This window comes from Ochrobactrum sp. PL_is501 (genome assembly GCF_055816895.1).
The window spans coordinates 179,302-194,380 of the sequence record NZ_JBVPGR010000031.1; the positions used below are offsets into that span (position 1 = coordinate 179,302).

Consider the following 15,079-nt stretch of genomic DNA (forward strand, 5'->3'; position numbering starts at 1 on the left):
GGGGCCGCAATGCTGGATTTTCTGGAACTGGAGGAAACAGTCGGTCGGGCGTGGCATCGCCTGATCGGCAAGACGGGATCGTGGCCGCATTATCCCGAGCACGCCGTACAGCTTGGCGATATTCGCCAGAAGCTCGCCATCTGCTTTCGTGGTTTTGGCGGCGATGTTGCCGTGCAGATTGCCCCTGCCCGCGCCCGAACTTCCGGGCATAGGCTGGGGTTGCGGCAGCGCATGGCTCTGGGCGAGGAAAAACTCAGCCAGCCATTGCGGGACGAAGCGACTTTGATGCTGCCGCCGGAGATCGCGCTCTTTCCCGACAGCGCGCTCAATTACGATCTTTACGTCTGGCTTGCCGGTTACATGGCGGTCATGCCGGTTGAGGTGAACGAGCCTTCCACCGATCCGCTGCGCCGCAATCTTGCGTCGCTTGCGTTGGCGTCGGAGACGGTTGCGAAGACTTGCCGGGTTTTTCCCGGTTTGCAGAACCGCTATGCGCGCCTGTGCGAAGCGTTGCTCGCTGTACGTCCGAAACGTTCGCTCCATGGGCTGGAGCGACAGGTGGAAGAGCGCATTCTGGCGCTTCTGAAGCAGGGGGCCGGATTGCCGGATGACAGCCTCCCCACGATCTTTCCACATTGCGCGCCAGCGGGCTATCTGCCTGCCCTGCCCGTTCCGCTCTGGCCGGAATTGATAAGGCGGGAGGAAACCGCGCCGCGTGACAGCGACGACCAGCCGGTGCCCGGCAGCAAGGTGGAAGGTGTGGAAACCGGGCGGCAGATCGCCAACCGCGAAAAGCAGGACCCGAGACTGGCCGACCGTAGCCCGTTCATTCTCAACCGTTTCGAGAAAATCCTGGCCATGGCCGAAATGGTAAGCGTCGACCGGCCAACCGACGATAGCGATGAACAGAACGCCAAATCCGCCGATGAGCTTGACGATCTCACATTGGGCGAGCGCAAGGGCAGACCGGCTGCGCGTTTCCGGTTCGACCTCGATCTGCCGCCCGAAGCCGTCGATCGGGCGGCTCTTTCCGCCAAACTGACCTATCCGGAATGGGATTACCGCAAGGCGACCTATCTTCAGGATCATTGCAGCGTTCTGGCGGCACCGGCGCAGGCCCGCGAAGACGCTCTGGAACTGGATGACGAAGCGCGAAGCCTCGTGCGCCGCGTGCGCCGCCAGTTCGAGATCCTGCGTCCGGGCCGAGAATTGATGCGTGCACAGCTCGATGGCAATGATCTCGACCTCGATGCCGTGGTCCGTTCGCGATGCGACTTTGCCGCTGGCGGTCAGGGCAGCGACCGTGTGCATCTGATGAGCCGCCCCAAGGCAAACGACCTTGCCGTTACCATTCTGGTCGATGTGTCGCTATCCACCGATGCGTGGATCGACAACCGGCGTGTGCTGGATGTGGAAAAGGAGGCGCTTCTGGTTCTGGCCAATGGCATTGCTGCCTGTGGCGACCGCTGCTCCATCCAGACCTTTACCTCGCGCCGCCGCTCATGGGTGCGGGTCGAGACGGTGAAGGACTTTGACGAAGCTTTCGGGCCAGCGGTCGAGCACCGCATTGCGGCGCTGAAACCCGGTTTCTACACGCGCATGGGAGCGGCCATCCGCCATTCGACGGCAAAGCTTGCCGAACAGCCCAACCGAAAGAAGCTTCTGCTGGTGCTGACCGACGGCAAACCGAACGATGTCGATCACTATGAAGGCCGGTTCGCGCTCGAAGACAGCCGCAGAGCGGTCCAAGAAGCGCGCGCCAGAGGCGTCAACGTCTTTGCCGTGACGGTCGACCGCGAGGCGAGCAGCTATCTCCCCGCACTTTTCGGCCGGAGAAACTATGCGCTCGTCGCCAAACTGTCGAAACTGCCATTCGCTCTGCCAGCGATCTATCGGATGATGACTGGCTGAGCCGGACAGGCAATTTTCGCGATGTGCCTCAAGCAGCTTGAGGCTGTCGCACCGACGAGAGGTGGCGAACCACAACCGGCACCAGCAGCGCCAGCCCCACGAGCGAGGAGTAAATCTCCGGCGCAACCAGAAGGATCGCGGCCACGATCAGCAGGACATTTTCCCATGCCTTGGTGCGCACCAGGAAAAAGCCCGACAGTGCGGCACCAAGCGCGGTAATGCCGATGGCGCAACCGAGGAAGGCCACGGAGAAATCCAGCCAGTTGAAACCCGACGTGACCAGCAGCAGCGACGGAGAGAATACAAACACGAATGGCACAAGCACCTTGCCGAGACCGAGCCGGAAGGCTGTATTGCCGGTCTTGAACGGATCAGCGCCCGCCATTCCCGCCGCCGCATAAGCGGCGAGCGCGACGGGCGGGGTGATGTCCGCCAGCACGCCATAATAGAAAACGAAGAAATGGGCCACGATCGGCTCGACACCCAGCAGCCCCAGCGCAGGTGCGGCGATGGTCGCCATGATGATGTAATTGGCCGTCGTCGGGATGCCGCAGCCCATCAAAATGCAGACGATCCCCGTCATGATGAGCGTGAAAAGCAGCGTCAGGGTCTGCGGACCAAACCAGGCGGCAGGCAGAATGGTACCGAAATAGGTGGCGAGCTGCGCCGCCGTCGACGTCACGATATAGGAAATCTTGAAGCCGACGCCGGTAAGCGTGACCACACCGACGATAATGCCGACAGTCGCCGCCGCCGCGCCCACGGCGAGCGCATATTTGGCGCCATCGCGCAATCCGTCAAAAATCTCGCCTATCGACATGCGCTTGCGCGGATTGAGCAAACCCACCGCGATACACAGCGTAATGCCCCAGAATGCAGCCAGATAAGGCGTGTAGCCCGACAGAAGCACCCCGATCAGCACGACCAACGGAATGACGGTCGGCCAGTCGCGCTTGAAAGCTTCCTTGAGGTCGGGCAGCTCTTCCTTGGTCATGCCGCGCAAGCCGTTGCGCTTTGCTTCGAAATGGACCTGCATCAAGACGCCGAAGAAGTGCATGAAGGCCGGCACGATGGCCGCCAGAATGATCGTCGTGTAAGGCAGGTTCAGGAATTCGATCATCAGGAATGCGGCAGCGCCCATGATCGGCGGCGTGATCTGCCCGCCTGTCGACGATGCGGACTCGACGGCGGCGGCGAAATGGCGCTTGTAGCCAAGCCGGATCATCGCCGGGATGGTGAGCGAACCGACCGTCACCGTATTGGCGACCGACGAACCGGAAATCATGCCGAAAAGGGCCGACCCGAAAATGGAGACTTTTGCCGGGCCGCCCGCGAAACGGCCCGCCACCCATGCCGCGCAATCCAGAAATAGCTGGCCAAGGCCGATGCGGGTGGCAAACACCCCGAACAGCACGAAATGGAAGACATAGGTTGCGACCACGCCAAGCGCGATGCCGTAGATGCCCTGCGTCGTCAGATAAAGATGGTCGACGAGCTGGCTGACGGTCGCGCCGGGATGGACGAGAATGCCCGGCATATGCTGCCCGTAAATGGCATAGAGCATGAACAGGACCGATATGATCGGCAGCGGCCACCCGACCGAGCGCCGTGTCGCTTCCAGCAGAACCAGAATGAGAAGACCGCCAAGCACAACGTCCGTCGTCGTCGGATTGCCGACACGGAACGCCAGATCGTCAAGCGGAATCATCGGAACATGGGCAACGGACACGACCGCGATGATCGCCAGCGCCCAGTCGATGATGGAAATGCCAAGCGGCCTCAGCCATGACGACGTCGTGGGCTGGTCGTAGCCCTTGCGGGAAAACGGAAAGACGAGGAAGACCAGACCAAGCACGAAGGAAAGATGGATGCCGCGATGCACCATTTCCGACAAAAGGCCAAAGCCCGCCGTGTAATAGTGGAAGAGGGAAAGTATGATGAGCAGCCCGCCGACGATGCGCGCTGCCAGCGGTGCCAGCGGGCGAAAGCGTATCTCGGAGTCGAACTTTTCTTCCAGCTCGCGCGCCTTGGCCTCATCCAGTTCCATGGGCGACAGTTTCGTCTCTTGCTCGCTCGCCATACTGTCCTCTCCATTCAGAGCGCAGCCGATTCAACTGAATCGGGAAATCGCTCTAACCGCTTGTTTTAACAAAATTATCGATATGAAAGATGCTTTTTCGAACTGGAAGAAAATGCACGGAGTTCGGGTGAAACTCCGTGCATCTTGTTCATTCGAACCGGAATGGGCGACTTATTTCAGTACGCCTGCTTCCTTGTAGAAACGCTCCGCACCGGGATGCAGCGGAATGCCGAGGCTCGTCGTCGCCGTATCGAGCTTGATCAGCTTGCCTTTCGCATGTCCGGCATCGAAAGCCTTTCTGCTGTCGTCGTTGAACAGGGTCTTGGTGATGTTGTAGACCAATTCATCCGGCTGCTTGGCGTTCGTGACCCACTGTGCCGCGACCGCCAGCGTTTCAGTTTCGCCGACATCCTTGTAGGTGTCGGTCGGCACCGTATCCTTGGAGAAGAACGAATATTTTTCCAGAATCTTCTGCGCTTCCGGACCGGATATCGGGACCAGCGAAATGCCGTTCGACGTCGCCAGTTCCGAGATTGCGCCAGTCGGATAGCCGCCAACGAAGAAATAGGCATCAAGCGCGCCGTCCTTCAGACGCTCGCCGGCCGGACCGGGCTTCAGATGCTCGGCCTTGATGTCGCTTTCGCTCAAGCCATATGCTTCCAGAACGATGCGGGCATCGACAATCGTGCCTGAGCCCGGCTCATCGATGGAAACGCGCTTTCCCTTGAGATCGGCAACGGATTTGATTCCCGCATCCTTGCGAGCGACCAGATGGATCGTCTCGGGATAGAGCGTAGCAATCAGGCGCAGGTCCTCGACCTTGCCCTTGCCCTCATAAAGGCCGGTGCCCGTATGCGCCCAATAGGCGACGTCGGACTGGGTGAAGCCCGATTCGAGCGAGCCGGACTGGATAGCGTTGATGTTCGCGACCGAACCGTTCGATGAAACCGCCGTGGCCACCAGACCGGGTACGCCCTTGTCCCCTGCCCCGGAAATCGCATTGGCGATCAACCCGCCTATCGGATAATAGGTGCCAGCCGTGCCGCCGGTGCCGATGCGGAAGAAGGCCGGAGACTGCGCGACGGCAATGCTGGCCCCGACAGCAAAAATGCCTGCAAAGGCGGCAACCACACCGCGCCGGGTGATTTTTCCCAATGTCATAACTGTTCTCCGTTCCCTGGATAATTTTGTTCAAATTGTGTCGCCGAACATGGAAAGACCGACGCGGCTTGTCAAGCACCACTTCCGGGATCGCTAATCTGCCAACGCTCCTTCACGCTTCTCTCAGGGGCACGCCAGGCCTTGCTTACCTTATTCACTTCATTCCGAGAATGGCAAATCAACAATTGTGGAAAAATGCAAATCTCAAATAATAATGAGACTAACACATAACATTCATAAAATAATAATCCATGACCATAAAATAGATTTTCTCTATTCAATCAACTTATAATCCTACAATACGTCGCCCATCGATAATCCCGTCACGGATTGATCATATGACTTGAATCTACAGATTTTCTCGCTATCTTACTTTCATGGCGTGTGCTGCGTGCGCCCAGGGAAAACCCTGAATACGGAGACTGTTTTTAACCGTTTCTGTCAGGGAGCTGCCAATGGCTGGTCGCATTCAAAATACTATACGCAATTTTCTCGATAGTGAGTCGTCAGGCGGCCTGTTGCTCATAGCTGCGGCCATAGCGGCGCTGCTGGTGGCGAACTCGCCGCTTTCGGAAACCTATTTCAGCGCTCTCCATGCCTATCTCGGCCCGCTTTCGGTCCAGCATTGGGTCAATGACGCGCTGATGGCGGTGTTCTTCCTGATGGTCGGGCTGGAGATCAAGCGCGAGATGGTCGACGGCCATCTTTCCTCCTGGCCGCGCCGCATTTTGCCGGGCGTAGCTGCTGCGGCAGGCATGGCGGTGCCTGCTCTGGTCTATCTGTCCTTCAACCTCGATAGCGGCGCATCTCACGGCTGGGCGATCCCGGCGGCGACCGACATTGCATTTGCGCTCGGTGTCATTTCCTTGCTGGGACCGAGAGTTCCCACGTCACTGAAGGTGTTTCTCGCCGCCCTTGCGATCATCGACGATCTCGGCGCGGTAATTGTCATCGGGTTGTTCTACACAACCGGCGTTTCTCTGATCGATCTGGGACTGGCTGCGGCTGTCGTAGCCGCGCTGCTGGTCTTGAACCTGAGCGGCGTAAAACGTTTGACGCCCTATCTGCTATTGGGTCTCGCACTGTGGTTTTTCACCTACCGCTCCGGCGTTCACGCGACCATTGCGGGCGTCCTGCTGGCGCTGACCATTCCAATCAAGCGCACGCCCGCGAAACCCGAAGCGACGATTGCCGAAAGCCCGCTGCATCTGCTCGAGCATAGCCTGATCAAGCCGGTTTCGTTTATCATCGTGCCCATATTCGGCTTCGCCAATGCAGGCGTCAGCTTTGCGGGCCTCGGCACGGAAGCGTTTTTCGCGCCGGTGACCGTGGGCGTCGCCGCCGGTCTGGCAGTCGGCAAGCTCGTGGGCATTTTCGGCGCAGTGTCGCTGCTGGTAAGAAGCGGAATTGTGGACCTGCCAGCCGGCGCAAGCTGGACGCAAATGCTGGGCACGACGCTTCTATGCGGCATCGGCTTCACCATGAGCCTGTTTATCTCGCTTCTCGCCTTCAATGACACCATGCTGCAAAATGAAGCGAAGATCGGAATCCTGATTGGCTCGCTTGTCGCCGGACTTGCCGGTTTCATCGTGCTGCGCTTTGCAAGGCGGGCAGACGGGCGAAATTTCGGCGGTTAAAGCTCGACAGGTTCCCGGGGTTGCATAAATCCGAACGGGAACCATCCGGCTCCAGGCGGGTTATCCTGTTCTTCCCGGAGGATCAGGCCGTGCCCCACAGTTTCTGGAAAGGCTATCTCAAACTCTCGCTCGTCACATGCGCGGTGGAACTGACGCCTGCGACCAGCGACAGCGAAAAGGTGCGCTTTCACACCCTGAATGCCGAGACCGGAAACCGGGTGATCAGCCGCTATGTGGATTCGGTTACGCGCAAGCCCGTGCGCGATGACGACGAGGCGAAAGGCTTCGAGAAAGACGATGGCAGCTATATCCTTCTTGAAGAGGACGAACTGGAAGCCGTGGCGCTTGAGAGCACGAGAACGATAGACATCGACAAGTTCGTGCCACGCGACAGCATCGGCTGGATCTGGTACGACAAGCCGCATTATCTTGCCCCTTCCGACAAGGTCGGTCAGGAGGCCTTTGCCGTCATCCGGGAGGCGATGGAGAAAAGTTCGGTCTTCGGCCTGGCCCGCCTCGTCATGTACAGGCGTGAAAGAGCGGTGCTTCTCGAACCTTGCGGGCGCGGGATTGTCCTGTGGACGCTGCGCTTCGGCGATGAGGTGCGGAAAGCCGCCGATTATTTTTCCGCCATTGAGGAAAGCAAACCGGACACGAAGCTGTTTTCCATGGTCCGCAAGCTTATCAAGGACAAGACGGAAGACTGGAATCCCGATTTCCTTCAGGACCCCGTGCAGAAGAACCTCCAGTCCATGATTTCCGCCAAAAAGAAAAAGAAACCGGCAGCCGGATCGAAGCCCCGCAAGGCAGCACCGGCAACGGAGGGCAATGTCATCAATATCATGGACGCCTTGCGCAAAAGTCTCAGCAGGGAAGGCAAGAAATCGTAAAGCCAACCGCTCCGGGCGCTGGAGCGGTGTAGGTGTTGCCACTTCTTATTTTTTCATTTTCGGCAATGGCGTTTCCGCGCTGCGGAAATCCTGCCAGGGATCGCTTTCCAGCGCGGCCAGCCGGGTCGGCGTGTTGGGAATGGTAAAATGGGCTGGACCTATCGCCTGCGTGACTTCATCCCATGCAAGCGGCATGGAAACCGCAGCGCCGGGGCGCGCCCGCGGGGAGTAAGGCGCTACGGCAGTCATGCCACGCTGATTGCGCAGGTAATCGATGAGAATCCTGCCTTTGCGCTTGGCCTTGGAGATCGTCGATACGTAACGATCGGGGCTATCCGCTGCCATCTGGTCGGCAATAGCCTTGGTAAAACTTTTCAGCGCGTCCCAGTCAGCCTTGGGCTTGAGCGGCGCCACCACATGCAGCCCCTTGCCCCCGGATGTTTTGACAAACGCCGCCAATCCGGTTTTCTCCAGACGCTCCCTGACTTCCAAAGCTGCTTCAATCACGCGTGACCAGGGAACGCCCTCGCCCGGATCAAGATCCATCGTCAGTATATCCGGCAATTCCCAGTTCTTGAGCGTCGATCCCCACGGATGAATTTCCAGCGTTCCGGCCTGCACCAGACCGATCAGCCCGTTGAAATCCCGGATGCTGATATAGGGTTCCTCCGCCTTGTCCTTTGGGTCCTGAACCTCGACAATATATTCGTTCAACCCTTTCCATGCGTGCTTCTGGAAGAAGTGCTCCCCTTCGATGCCGGTCGGACAGCGCACCAGCGCCAGAGGACGGTTGACGATAAAAGGTTCGATACGGGGCCAGACTTCGGCATAGTAATCCGCAAGCCCTTGTTTTGTAACGCCCTCCTCCGGCCAGTAAACGCGGTCGGGATGTGTGAGTTTCACGTCGATTTCCCCGGTGCCTTTGTCGGAAACACGAGCTGACACGGCTTGCTCCTCCCATATTACATCGCTGGCGGCCTTATCCTCGCGCAGCCCCCTGAAGGAAGCGTGACGCAATCGCTTGTCGGCAGTCCACGCGCGAAATTCGATTTCCGCTACCAGCTTCGGCTTGGCGAAGCTGGCGCCTCGCCTTTCATCCGCGGTCAGAGGCACGGCAAAGGGGCTTTCCTCCAGCCGCATGGCATGCAGCCGCTTGTAAAGTTCCTTCGCAATATTGACAGAAAAGCCCGTTCCCACCCGGCCCACCGGGACCAGCCCCTTTTTATCGTGCACCCCCAGCAGCAACGAGCCGATTGCCCCTCGCATTGCCGTTGAGGGAACATAACCCGCGATGACGAATTCCTGCCGTCCGATGCATTTCGATTTGCGCCAGTCGCCGCTGCGCCCGCTTTTATAGGATGCGTTCTCCAGCTTCGACACAATGCCTTCAAGCCCGAGCCCGCAGGCATTCTTCAGCACCGCAGCCCCATCGGCATCAAAGGCCTCGCTGAAGCGCAAGGTCGATGATTTGGCAGGGACCAGTTTTTCAAGCAGCTTCTTGCGCTCGACCAAGGGAGACCGGCGAAGGTCCTGCCCATCGACATAAAGAAGATCGAAGAGATAATAAGCGAACCGATCCGAACGCCCCTCGCTCAAATCTTCCTGCAAAGCTGAAAAATCGGACAGTCCCGACCGGTTTTCTACAACGATCTCACCGTCAAATATGGCTTCGTCCACTCCAGTCCCAACGAGATCGTCAATGATCGACTGGCCAAACTTGCCCGTCCAATCCAGGCCGCTGCGCGAATAAAGCGTGGCCTCGCCGCGCGCAACGTGGGCCTGGATGCGATAGCCATCGAATTTTATCTCGTGAAGCCAGCGGCTTCCCTCCGGCGCAGCCGGTACAAGCGTGGCAAGCTCAGGCTTGACGAAACCCGGCATCGGCCCCGGATGCGCATTTTTAGGAACCGGCCTCACAGGCTTCTTTGGAGCGGCGGCCTTCTTCTTGATTGCCCCGGTTTTCGATGACCAGCCCGGCGCCTCGTCCTCAACATCGGCGATGCCGCGGCCGGTCTTTACGGATTGGGGCTGTTCTTCAAGAATGTCAGGCTCGTTCTCGTCTCTGGCAAACTCGTCCTCTCCCTTGATGAGAAGCCAGTTTTCCCGCTTCTCGCCCGGCTTTCCGTGCATACGGACCAGATGCCAGCGCCCTTTGAGTTTTTCTCCGGCAAGCTCAAACTCAAGATGCCCTTTCTTGTATTGCTTGTGCGCATCGCCGGTGGATTTCCAACGCCCCGTATCCCAAACGATGACTGTGCCGCCGCCATATTCGCCCTTGGGTATTGTGCCTTCGAAGCCTACATATTCAAGAGGATGATCCTCTACATGCACGGCAAGGCGCTTTTCGCCGGGAACGAGGCTCGGGCCCCGCGTTACGGCCCAGCTTTTCAGCACGCCGTCCATCTCAAGCCGAAAATCATAATGCAATCTCCGGGCATCATGCTTCTGCACGACGAAAAGATCACCTTTCGCGCGGGAGGACTTGCCGCGCGGCTCCCTGGTCAGGGTAAAATCGCGTTTCTTGCGATAGGTTTCGAGCGGCTGTCCCATGATCAGCCAGCCCTTTTGGCAGACTTCGCATCGGGTTTAGCCCGGGATTTCGTCCTGCCTTTTGCAGTTTTGGCCGATGCTCGCCCCCCGCCCAGACCGGCGCTCTTGCGGAGAGCCTCCTTGAGATCGATGACCTCGGCAGTTTTCGGCGCAGCCGGCTTCCTGAGCGGCTTTCCTTCAATCTTTGCCTTGATCAAGTCAGCCAGCGCCGTATCGTAGCGATCGTCGAAACCGGCAGGGTCAAAACTGCCCATTTTGGTGTCGATGATGTGTTTTGCCAGATCGAGCATTTCCTGATCGAAGCTGAACGCGCCCAGATCGGCAAATGCGTCTGATGCGGCGCGCACCTCATACTCGAAATTGAGGGTAGTCGCGATCAGGCCGTCGTCATATGGGCGAATGAGAACCTGTCGCGCACGACGAAAGAGAACCGTTTCCGCAATTGCGGCTACCTTTTCGGCCTTCATGCCCTCGCGCACGAGTACGAAACTCTCGTCATCTCCCGCCGGAGCCAGATAATATGGCCGGTCGAGATAGACATCGTCGATCTCATCGCATTTGACGAAACGGGTGACATTCAGCGTCTTGTCGCTTTCGGGAATAGCGGACGCGATCTCCTCTTCGTCAAAGCTCAAATAAGAGCCGGATGAAACCTCGTATCCCTTGACCTGTTTCTCGCGCGGCACGGGCTTGCCCGTATCGCTGTCCACGAATTCCCGGCTGAGACGATTTCCTGTCTTGCGATTGACCAGATGAAACGAAACGCGTTCGGAGGTCGATGCGGCGGTGAACAGCGCAACAGGACACAGAAGCTGTTCGATTTTCAACTGGCCTTTCCAGTTTGCACGGGGTGCCATGGATTGCCTTGCTCTTTTCAAGCGCCATCTTCATGCCGGGTGGTTCCCCCGGTGCGTTTCAGATAGTGCGCATATCCGAAACCGCCGACGAGAAGCACAGGCAATCCGATCAGTACGATCCAGAACAAGAACTCACCCATTTTGCCCTCCATCGCTGTCGGCGGGAGCGGCTCAGGCCAAAACAGGACACTGGAACCGCCACGCGGGACAAACTCATGAAGGGACACTATTGTTCCGACATCGCGACCGAAACGCGGGCATTAGATCGAAGCAGGATCAGAAATCCGTCCAGTGGACTGATTTCCCTGCCAGGCGTTTCTCACTTTTCGGGATGCGGGCTAAATCTATCGGTCTGTTCTTCTGGGTCTGTTGCGCGCGTCTGCCAGCCGAACCGCTGATGGAATTGGACAACGCCGTGCCGTTATTGTCCGCATCTCAATTGTCGGATCGGGCTCGCACTCGACCTGCGTCGGCAGCTATTCAGCCCAGAACCTGAACAGTGAGAGGCCCGTAAAAATGTAGGAAGGTGCGATATCGAGCTTTGTCGTGAGCGTAGAAACCGCGTTCCAGATCGCAAGGCCGACAGATTTATTGAGAAAAATCATGATTAGGAATGGCCCCAGAAGCGGTGTGAAAGCATAGGCCTGTTTCTGCATTTCCTCCGGCAGGTAAGGCGACAAAATCCCGAACCCATCCAGCCCTGGTATTGGCAGAAGATTGAGAACCACCGCCGAAGCCTGAAGCGCGGCCAGAAACGCCACGGCCGACCAGAAATCGTCATTGTCCATCGCATAGGCCCAGCCACTCACAAAGGGCAGACTCAGGGCCAGAAGAACGACCAGATTTGCCAGCGGGCCCGCCGCTGAAATCAGCGCTCCCCAATGCTTGCTGCGCACCGCGCTCCTGTCGATCGAAACCGCGCCGCCGGGCAAGCCTATGCCACCGAGCATCAGATAAACAAGCGGCAGACCGAAGCTCGTCAACGGGTGAGCATATGCAAACGGATCGAGGCTTAGATATCCTTTTGAAACGACGGACCGGTCACCCCCCATATAGGCAGCCAAGGCGTGCGCACCCTCATGCATGCAGAGCGAAATTATCCAGCCTGAAGCAACAAAAACGAAGACAGCCACAAGCGACTGAGTGGCTTCGCGAAAAAGCGCGACACCCGACCCAATGAAGAGAACGCACATGAAGATGAAATTCAGGCTTATACCTTTGTAAGAGGCAGTATTTTTATAAACACTATTCATTCAACAAACCACCGCACGGAAAACCATGTAAAACACAACGCTCGCCAAGAAAAATATCAGAATGAACTCCAATACCCCCTTGGCGACATCTTTCTCTCGGGAGAAAGCATTATATTCGAGCGCATTTCGATCCGACTAAATCTGATCGGCGCTTTAATCTTTTGTATTTACGTACATCTTATCCGGAAGGCGCCGCCCCCTCGAACAGGATGACGAACTCGAACCGGAAATCTGGAAGACGATATTTTACCCGGGAAGTAAATCTGTCGGCGACCATTTTGCACGTATTTTTATCGCCGGCGGAGCGCATTAACTTCAGTTCCCTCCAGTTTTTCAATCGCACGATCAATATCAGCATCATCATATGAGGAGGTACTCTCCACGCGATCACTTTGCGCTTATTGCGCGCCGATGCGCAGGCGGAACCAAATCCCACACGCGCGCGTTCACACTTCACGACCAACCTGTTGGAGACTGAGTGTGAATAGAAACGGGCTTTATCTGATTATTGGCGCGCTGATCGTCGTAGCCGCCGGCTTGGCGGTCTATGTCTATCGCGAAGAGACCAAACCCGCCGGGATCGAGATGAAAATCGGAGAAGACGGCGTTTCCATTCAGGAAAATTAGGATCGAACCGAAGTTATAAACATATAAACCGATTAAGATTTCAAGCGCTTACGCTTTGTGATGAAACGTTTTCGCCCTCGCCATGTTATTTGGGGCACCAGATAAAACGGAGGACCAAATGGGTATCCAGACTGTTTCCGATGAGCTTTATCGTCGTCATGAACGCGAATGGGCAGAGCTGCGCAACGCGGTTGAAGCAAGCGAAGCCAACCAACGGCAGCAGGAAAAGGCATCAGGCCAGACTTCCTGCGATCACAAGACGTCTGGCCACCAGTAAGTCTTACCAACCTGCCTCGAAACGCCGCGAAAGCGGCGTTTTTTGTTTGCGTTGCATCGGTCGGGCCGCACCCGCCTGAAGCTCCGGTAACCAAATGCGAAGGAACAATTGGTAGCGTCTCCCTATCGCGATTCGAACAGGAGACAGACGATGGCTGCACGCAAACGCACCACCCGCTCGCCCAAGCGCTCCACCAAGCGTTCAAGCAAGTCGTCGGGCAAATCTTCCGGCTCGTCCACTCCCCTGCTCGCGCTAGCCGCCATTCTGGGCCTCGGTGCTTTCAGCCTGTGGGCAACCACCCAGCACAAGAGCCCGCAAGCCGCGTTAACAGCGCTGTTCCAGCGCCCTGCCTCCAAGCCGGTTGCGCAGCCCGCCGCGAGAACGGAACCGAAGGCGACCGCCACCAGCAAGGCTCCTGAAAGCAAAGCACCGGCGAAGGATTATGGCGCTGCCGTCGGCCCTGTGCCGCGTCCGTCCGCGCCCGTTGCGGCACCCACGCCGCAAAAGCCTGTCCAGCAGGCTGCAATCCAGACCGCCACCCCGCCGCGCCCCGCAAGTCAGGTCGTTGCGCCTCCGCCCCCGCCGCCTACGGCTGCGCTGCGCTCAATGCCGCCGCGCGGCATCAACACGCCGGCAAGCTCGCCATCGGTGATCTATGCCAAGGCGCGCCTCACCATCCACAAGAATGCCTGGGATAAGTCGCCATCCATCGGCGTCGTGGAAAAAGGCCGCGAGATGCGTTCCTATGGAAAGACGGGGCGCTGGCATCGCGTGATCGTCCCGAAGACCAACATGATTGGCTGGGTGCACGAGGACCAGCTTATCGGCGGACGCAACAAGCCGGACAGCGCCAGCCTGATCACCGGCTCCGTTGCGAAGAAGCAGCAAACTGCAACCGCAGCCGCGCCCAAACAGTCTCCCCGACCAGCGCATTCGCGCATGGAGCCGCCCAAGGCTGTCGGCCAGAAGAACTAATCCGGGCGACGTGCCATTGCTTCCAACTGCCGGTCGCCCGGCAGATAGTCGAACCCTGCTTCAATCAGCGATGAACTGTCCGCGACCAGATCGCCATAAAGCTGGTCGTAAAGGCCGCTTTTGCCCGCAGCCGAAAGCAGGAGCCGCATGAAGACCGGCGGAAGGGGCAAAAGCCGCGAAGGCTTTCCCAAGGCAGCCCGAAGCTTCGTCACGAGTTCCTTTGTGGAGCGCGGTTGCGGCTCGGCAAGATGGAACACGCGCCCGGCGACCTTGTCCGCAGGCGCAACGCTTAAAAACGTCAGCGCACGCGCGACATTCTCAAGAGACACGAAACTGCGCCTGTTGTTTGCCAGACCGAAAGGCAACGGCAATCCGCTATCGCAAAGCTTTATCAACGCTTTCAGGTTCGCCCGCGCTCCGGGACCGTAAACGAGAACCGGGCGTGCGATGACAATCTCGATCCCGCTTAATTCCCGCAGATCAGCTTCCGCCTTGGCCTTGGCGCGACCATAATCATCGCGAGGGTTCAGCCGCATGTCCGGCGTCAGCGGCGACGGGTTTCCGGCAACCGTATAAATCGTCGAGACAAAGACGAAGCGCCTGACACCAGCAGCTTTTGCCCTGACGGCAAGCTCCACCGCCAGCCGATGATTGACCGCGTCGAACGTTGCTGCATCCGGGCGTTCCGCGCCGGTGCGATGCGCGAGCGCTGCGCAATGGACGAGTGTTTCCACGCCTGAAAAGTCTGGATCTGACAGGTCATTGCGGGACAAAGGCAGCACTTCGTGCCCCTCCCCGGCCAGCATTTGAGTGAGTGCGCTTCCGATAAAACCGCCTGCCCCGGTGACCGCTATTCTCATC

At 58.1% G+C, this 15,079-nt stretch carries 13 protein-coding genes; 6 read left to right on the plus strand and 7 right to left on the minus strand.

Features of this window, described 5'->3' with window-relative positions; translation table 11 throughout:
* The first annotated feature begins 9 nt into the window (after positions 1-9).
* Positions 10-1,911, plus strand: coding sequence for a nitric oxide reductase activation protein NorD (locus AC0TOF_RS06670; protein WP_473767614.1), 1,902 nt, complete (start codon positions 10-12; stop codon positions 1,909-1,911).
* A gap of 28 nt (positions 1,912-1,939) precedes the next feature.
* On the opposite strand, the gene AC0TOF_RS06675 is transcribed toward AC0TOF_RS06670, so the two are convergent.
* Both AC0TOF_RS06675 and AC0TOF_RS06680 read right to left on the minus strand, forming a co-directional pair.
* Entirely contained in the window at positions 1,940-3,991 is a 2,052-nt protein-coding gene (locus AC0TOF_RS06675; RefSeq protein WP_473767615.1) for a TRAP transporter permease, read from the minus strand.
* Positions 3,992-4,162: 171 nt separating this feature from the next.
* A complete protein-coding gene (locus AC0TOF_RS06680) occupies positions 4,163-5,152 on the minus strand; it encodes a TAXI family TRAP transporter solute-binding subunit (RefSeq protein WP_473767616.1) in 990 nt (329 codons plus the stop codon).
* Between the two features lie 455 nt (positions 5,153-5,607).
* Between AC0TOF_RS06680 and nhaA the strand changes: the two genes are divergently transcribed.
* A complete protein-coding gene (gene nhaA / locus AC0TOF_RS06685) occupies positions 5,608-6,789 on the plus strand; it encodes a Na+/H+ antiporter NhaA (protein ID WP_473767617.1) in 1,182 nt (393 codons plus the stop codon).
* Between the two features lie 89 nt (positions 6,790-6,878).
* On the plus strand, positions 6,879-7,679 hold the full coding sequence (ku, locus tag AC0TOF_RS06690; RefSeq protein ID WP_473767618.1) for a non-homologous end joining protein Ku: 801 nt from the start codon (positions 6,879-6,881) through the stop codon (positions 7,677-7,679).
* Positions 7,680-7,724: 45 nt separating this feature from the next.
* Here the strand turns inward: ku (AC0TOF_RS06690) and ligD are convergent, their stop codons facing one another.
* The 4 genes from ligD to AC0TOF_RS06710 all read right to left on the minus strand — a co-directional run bounded on the left by ligD (position 7,725) and on the right by AC0TOF_RS06710 (position 12,279).
* A complete protein-coding gene (gene ligD, locus AC0TOF_RS06695) occupies positions 7,725-10,229 on the minus strand; it encodes a DNA ligase D (protein ID WP_473767619.1) in 2,505 nt (834 codons plus the stop codon).
* 2 nt (positions 10,230-10,231) lie between these two features.
* Complete coding sequence (gene ku / locus AC0TOF_RS06700; protein ID WP_122000086.1) at positions 10,232-11,086, minus strand: non-homologous end joining protein Ku; 855 nt, start codon at positions 11,084-11,086, stop codon at positions 10,232-10,234.
* Between the two features lie 17 nt (positions 11,087-11,103).
* Positions 11,104-11,226 (minus strand): hypothetical protein, encoded by a 123-nt coding sequence (locus AC0TOF_RS06705; protein ID WP_473767620.1) that lies wholly within the window; start codon positions 11,224-11,226, stop codon positions 11,104-11,106.
* Positions 11,227-11,562: 336 nt separating this feature from the next.
* A complete protein-coding gene (locus AC0TOF_RS06710) occupies positions 11,563-12,279 on the minus strand; it encodes a site-2 protease family protein (RefSeq protein ID WP_473767621.1) in 717 nt (238 codons plus the stop codon).
* 540 nt (positions 12,280-12,819) lie between these two features.
* On the opposite strand from AC0TOF_RS06710, the gene AC0TOF_RS06715 reads away from it, so the two are divergent.
* From AC0TOF_RS06715 to AC0TOF_RS06725, 3 genes are all read left to right on the plus strand, one after another.
* A complete protein-coding gene (locus tag AC0TOF_RS06715; protein WP_104753803.1) occupies positions 12,820-12,966 on the plus strand; it encodes a hypothetical protein in 147 nt (48 codons plus the stop codon).
* A 118-nt stretch (positions 12,967-13,084) separates the two neighbouring features.
* Positions 13,085-13,243: a hypothetical protein gene (locus AC0TOF_RS06720; RefSeq protein WP_006472432.1), complete on the plus strand. Its 159-nt coding sequence runs from the start codon at positions 13,085-13,087 to the stop codon at positions 13,241-13,243.
* Between the two features lie 150 nt (positions 13,244-13,393).
* On the plus strand, positions 13,394-14,218 hold the full coding sequence (locus tag AC0TOF_RS06725) for a hypothetical protein (RefSeq protein WP_473767622.1): 825 nt from the start codon (positions 13,394-13,396) through the stop codon (positions 14,216-14,218).
* Here the strand turns inward: AC0TOF_RS06725 and AC0TOF_RS06730 are convergent.
* Positions 14,215-15,078 carry an NAD-dependent epimerase/dehydratase family protein gene (locus tag AC0TOF_RS06730; RefSeq protein ID WP_473767623.1) on the minus strand — a complete coding sequence of 288 codons (864 nt, stop codon included), beginning with the start codon at positions 15,076-15,078 and terminating at the stop codon, positions 14,215-14,217. The two genes, AC0TOF_RS06725 and AC0TOF_RS06730, sit on opposite strands and share 4 nt — an antisense overlap.
* Position 15,079: the final 1 nt, after the last annotated feature.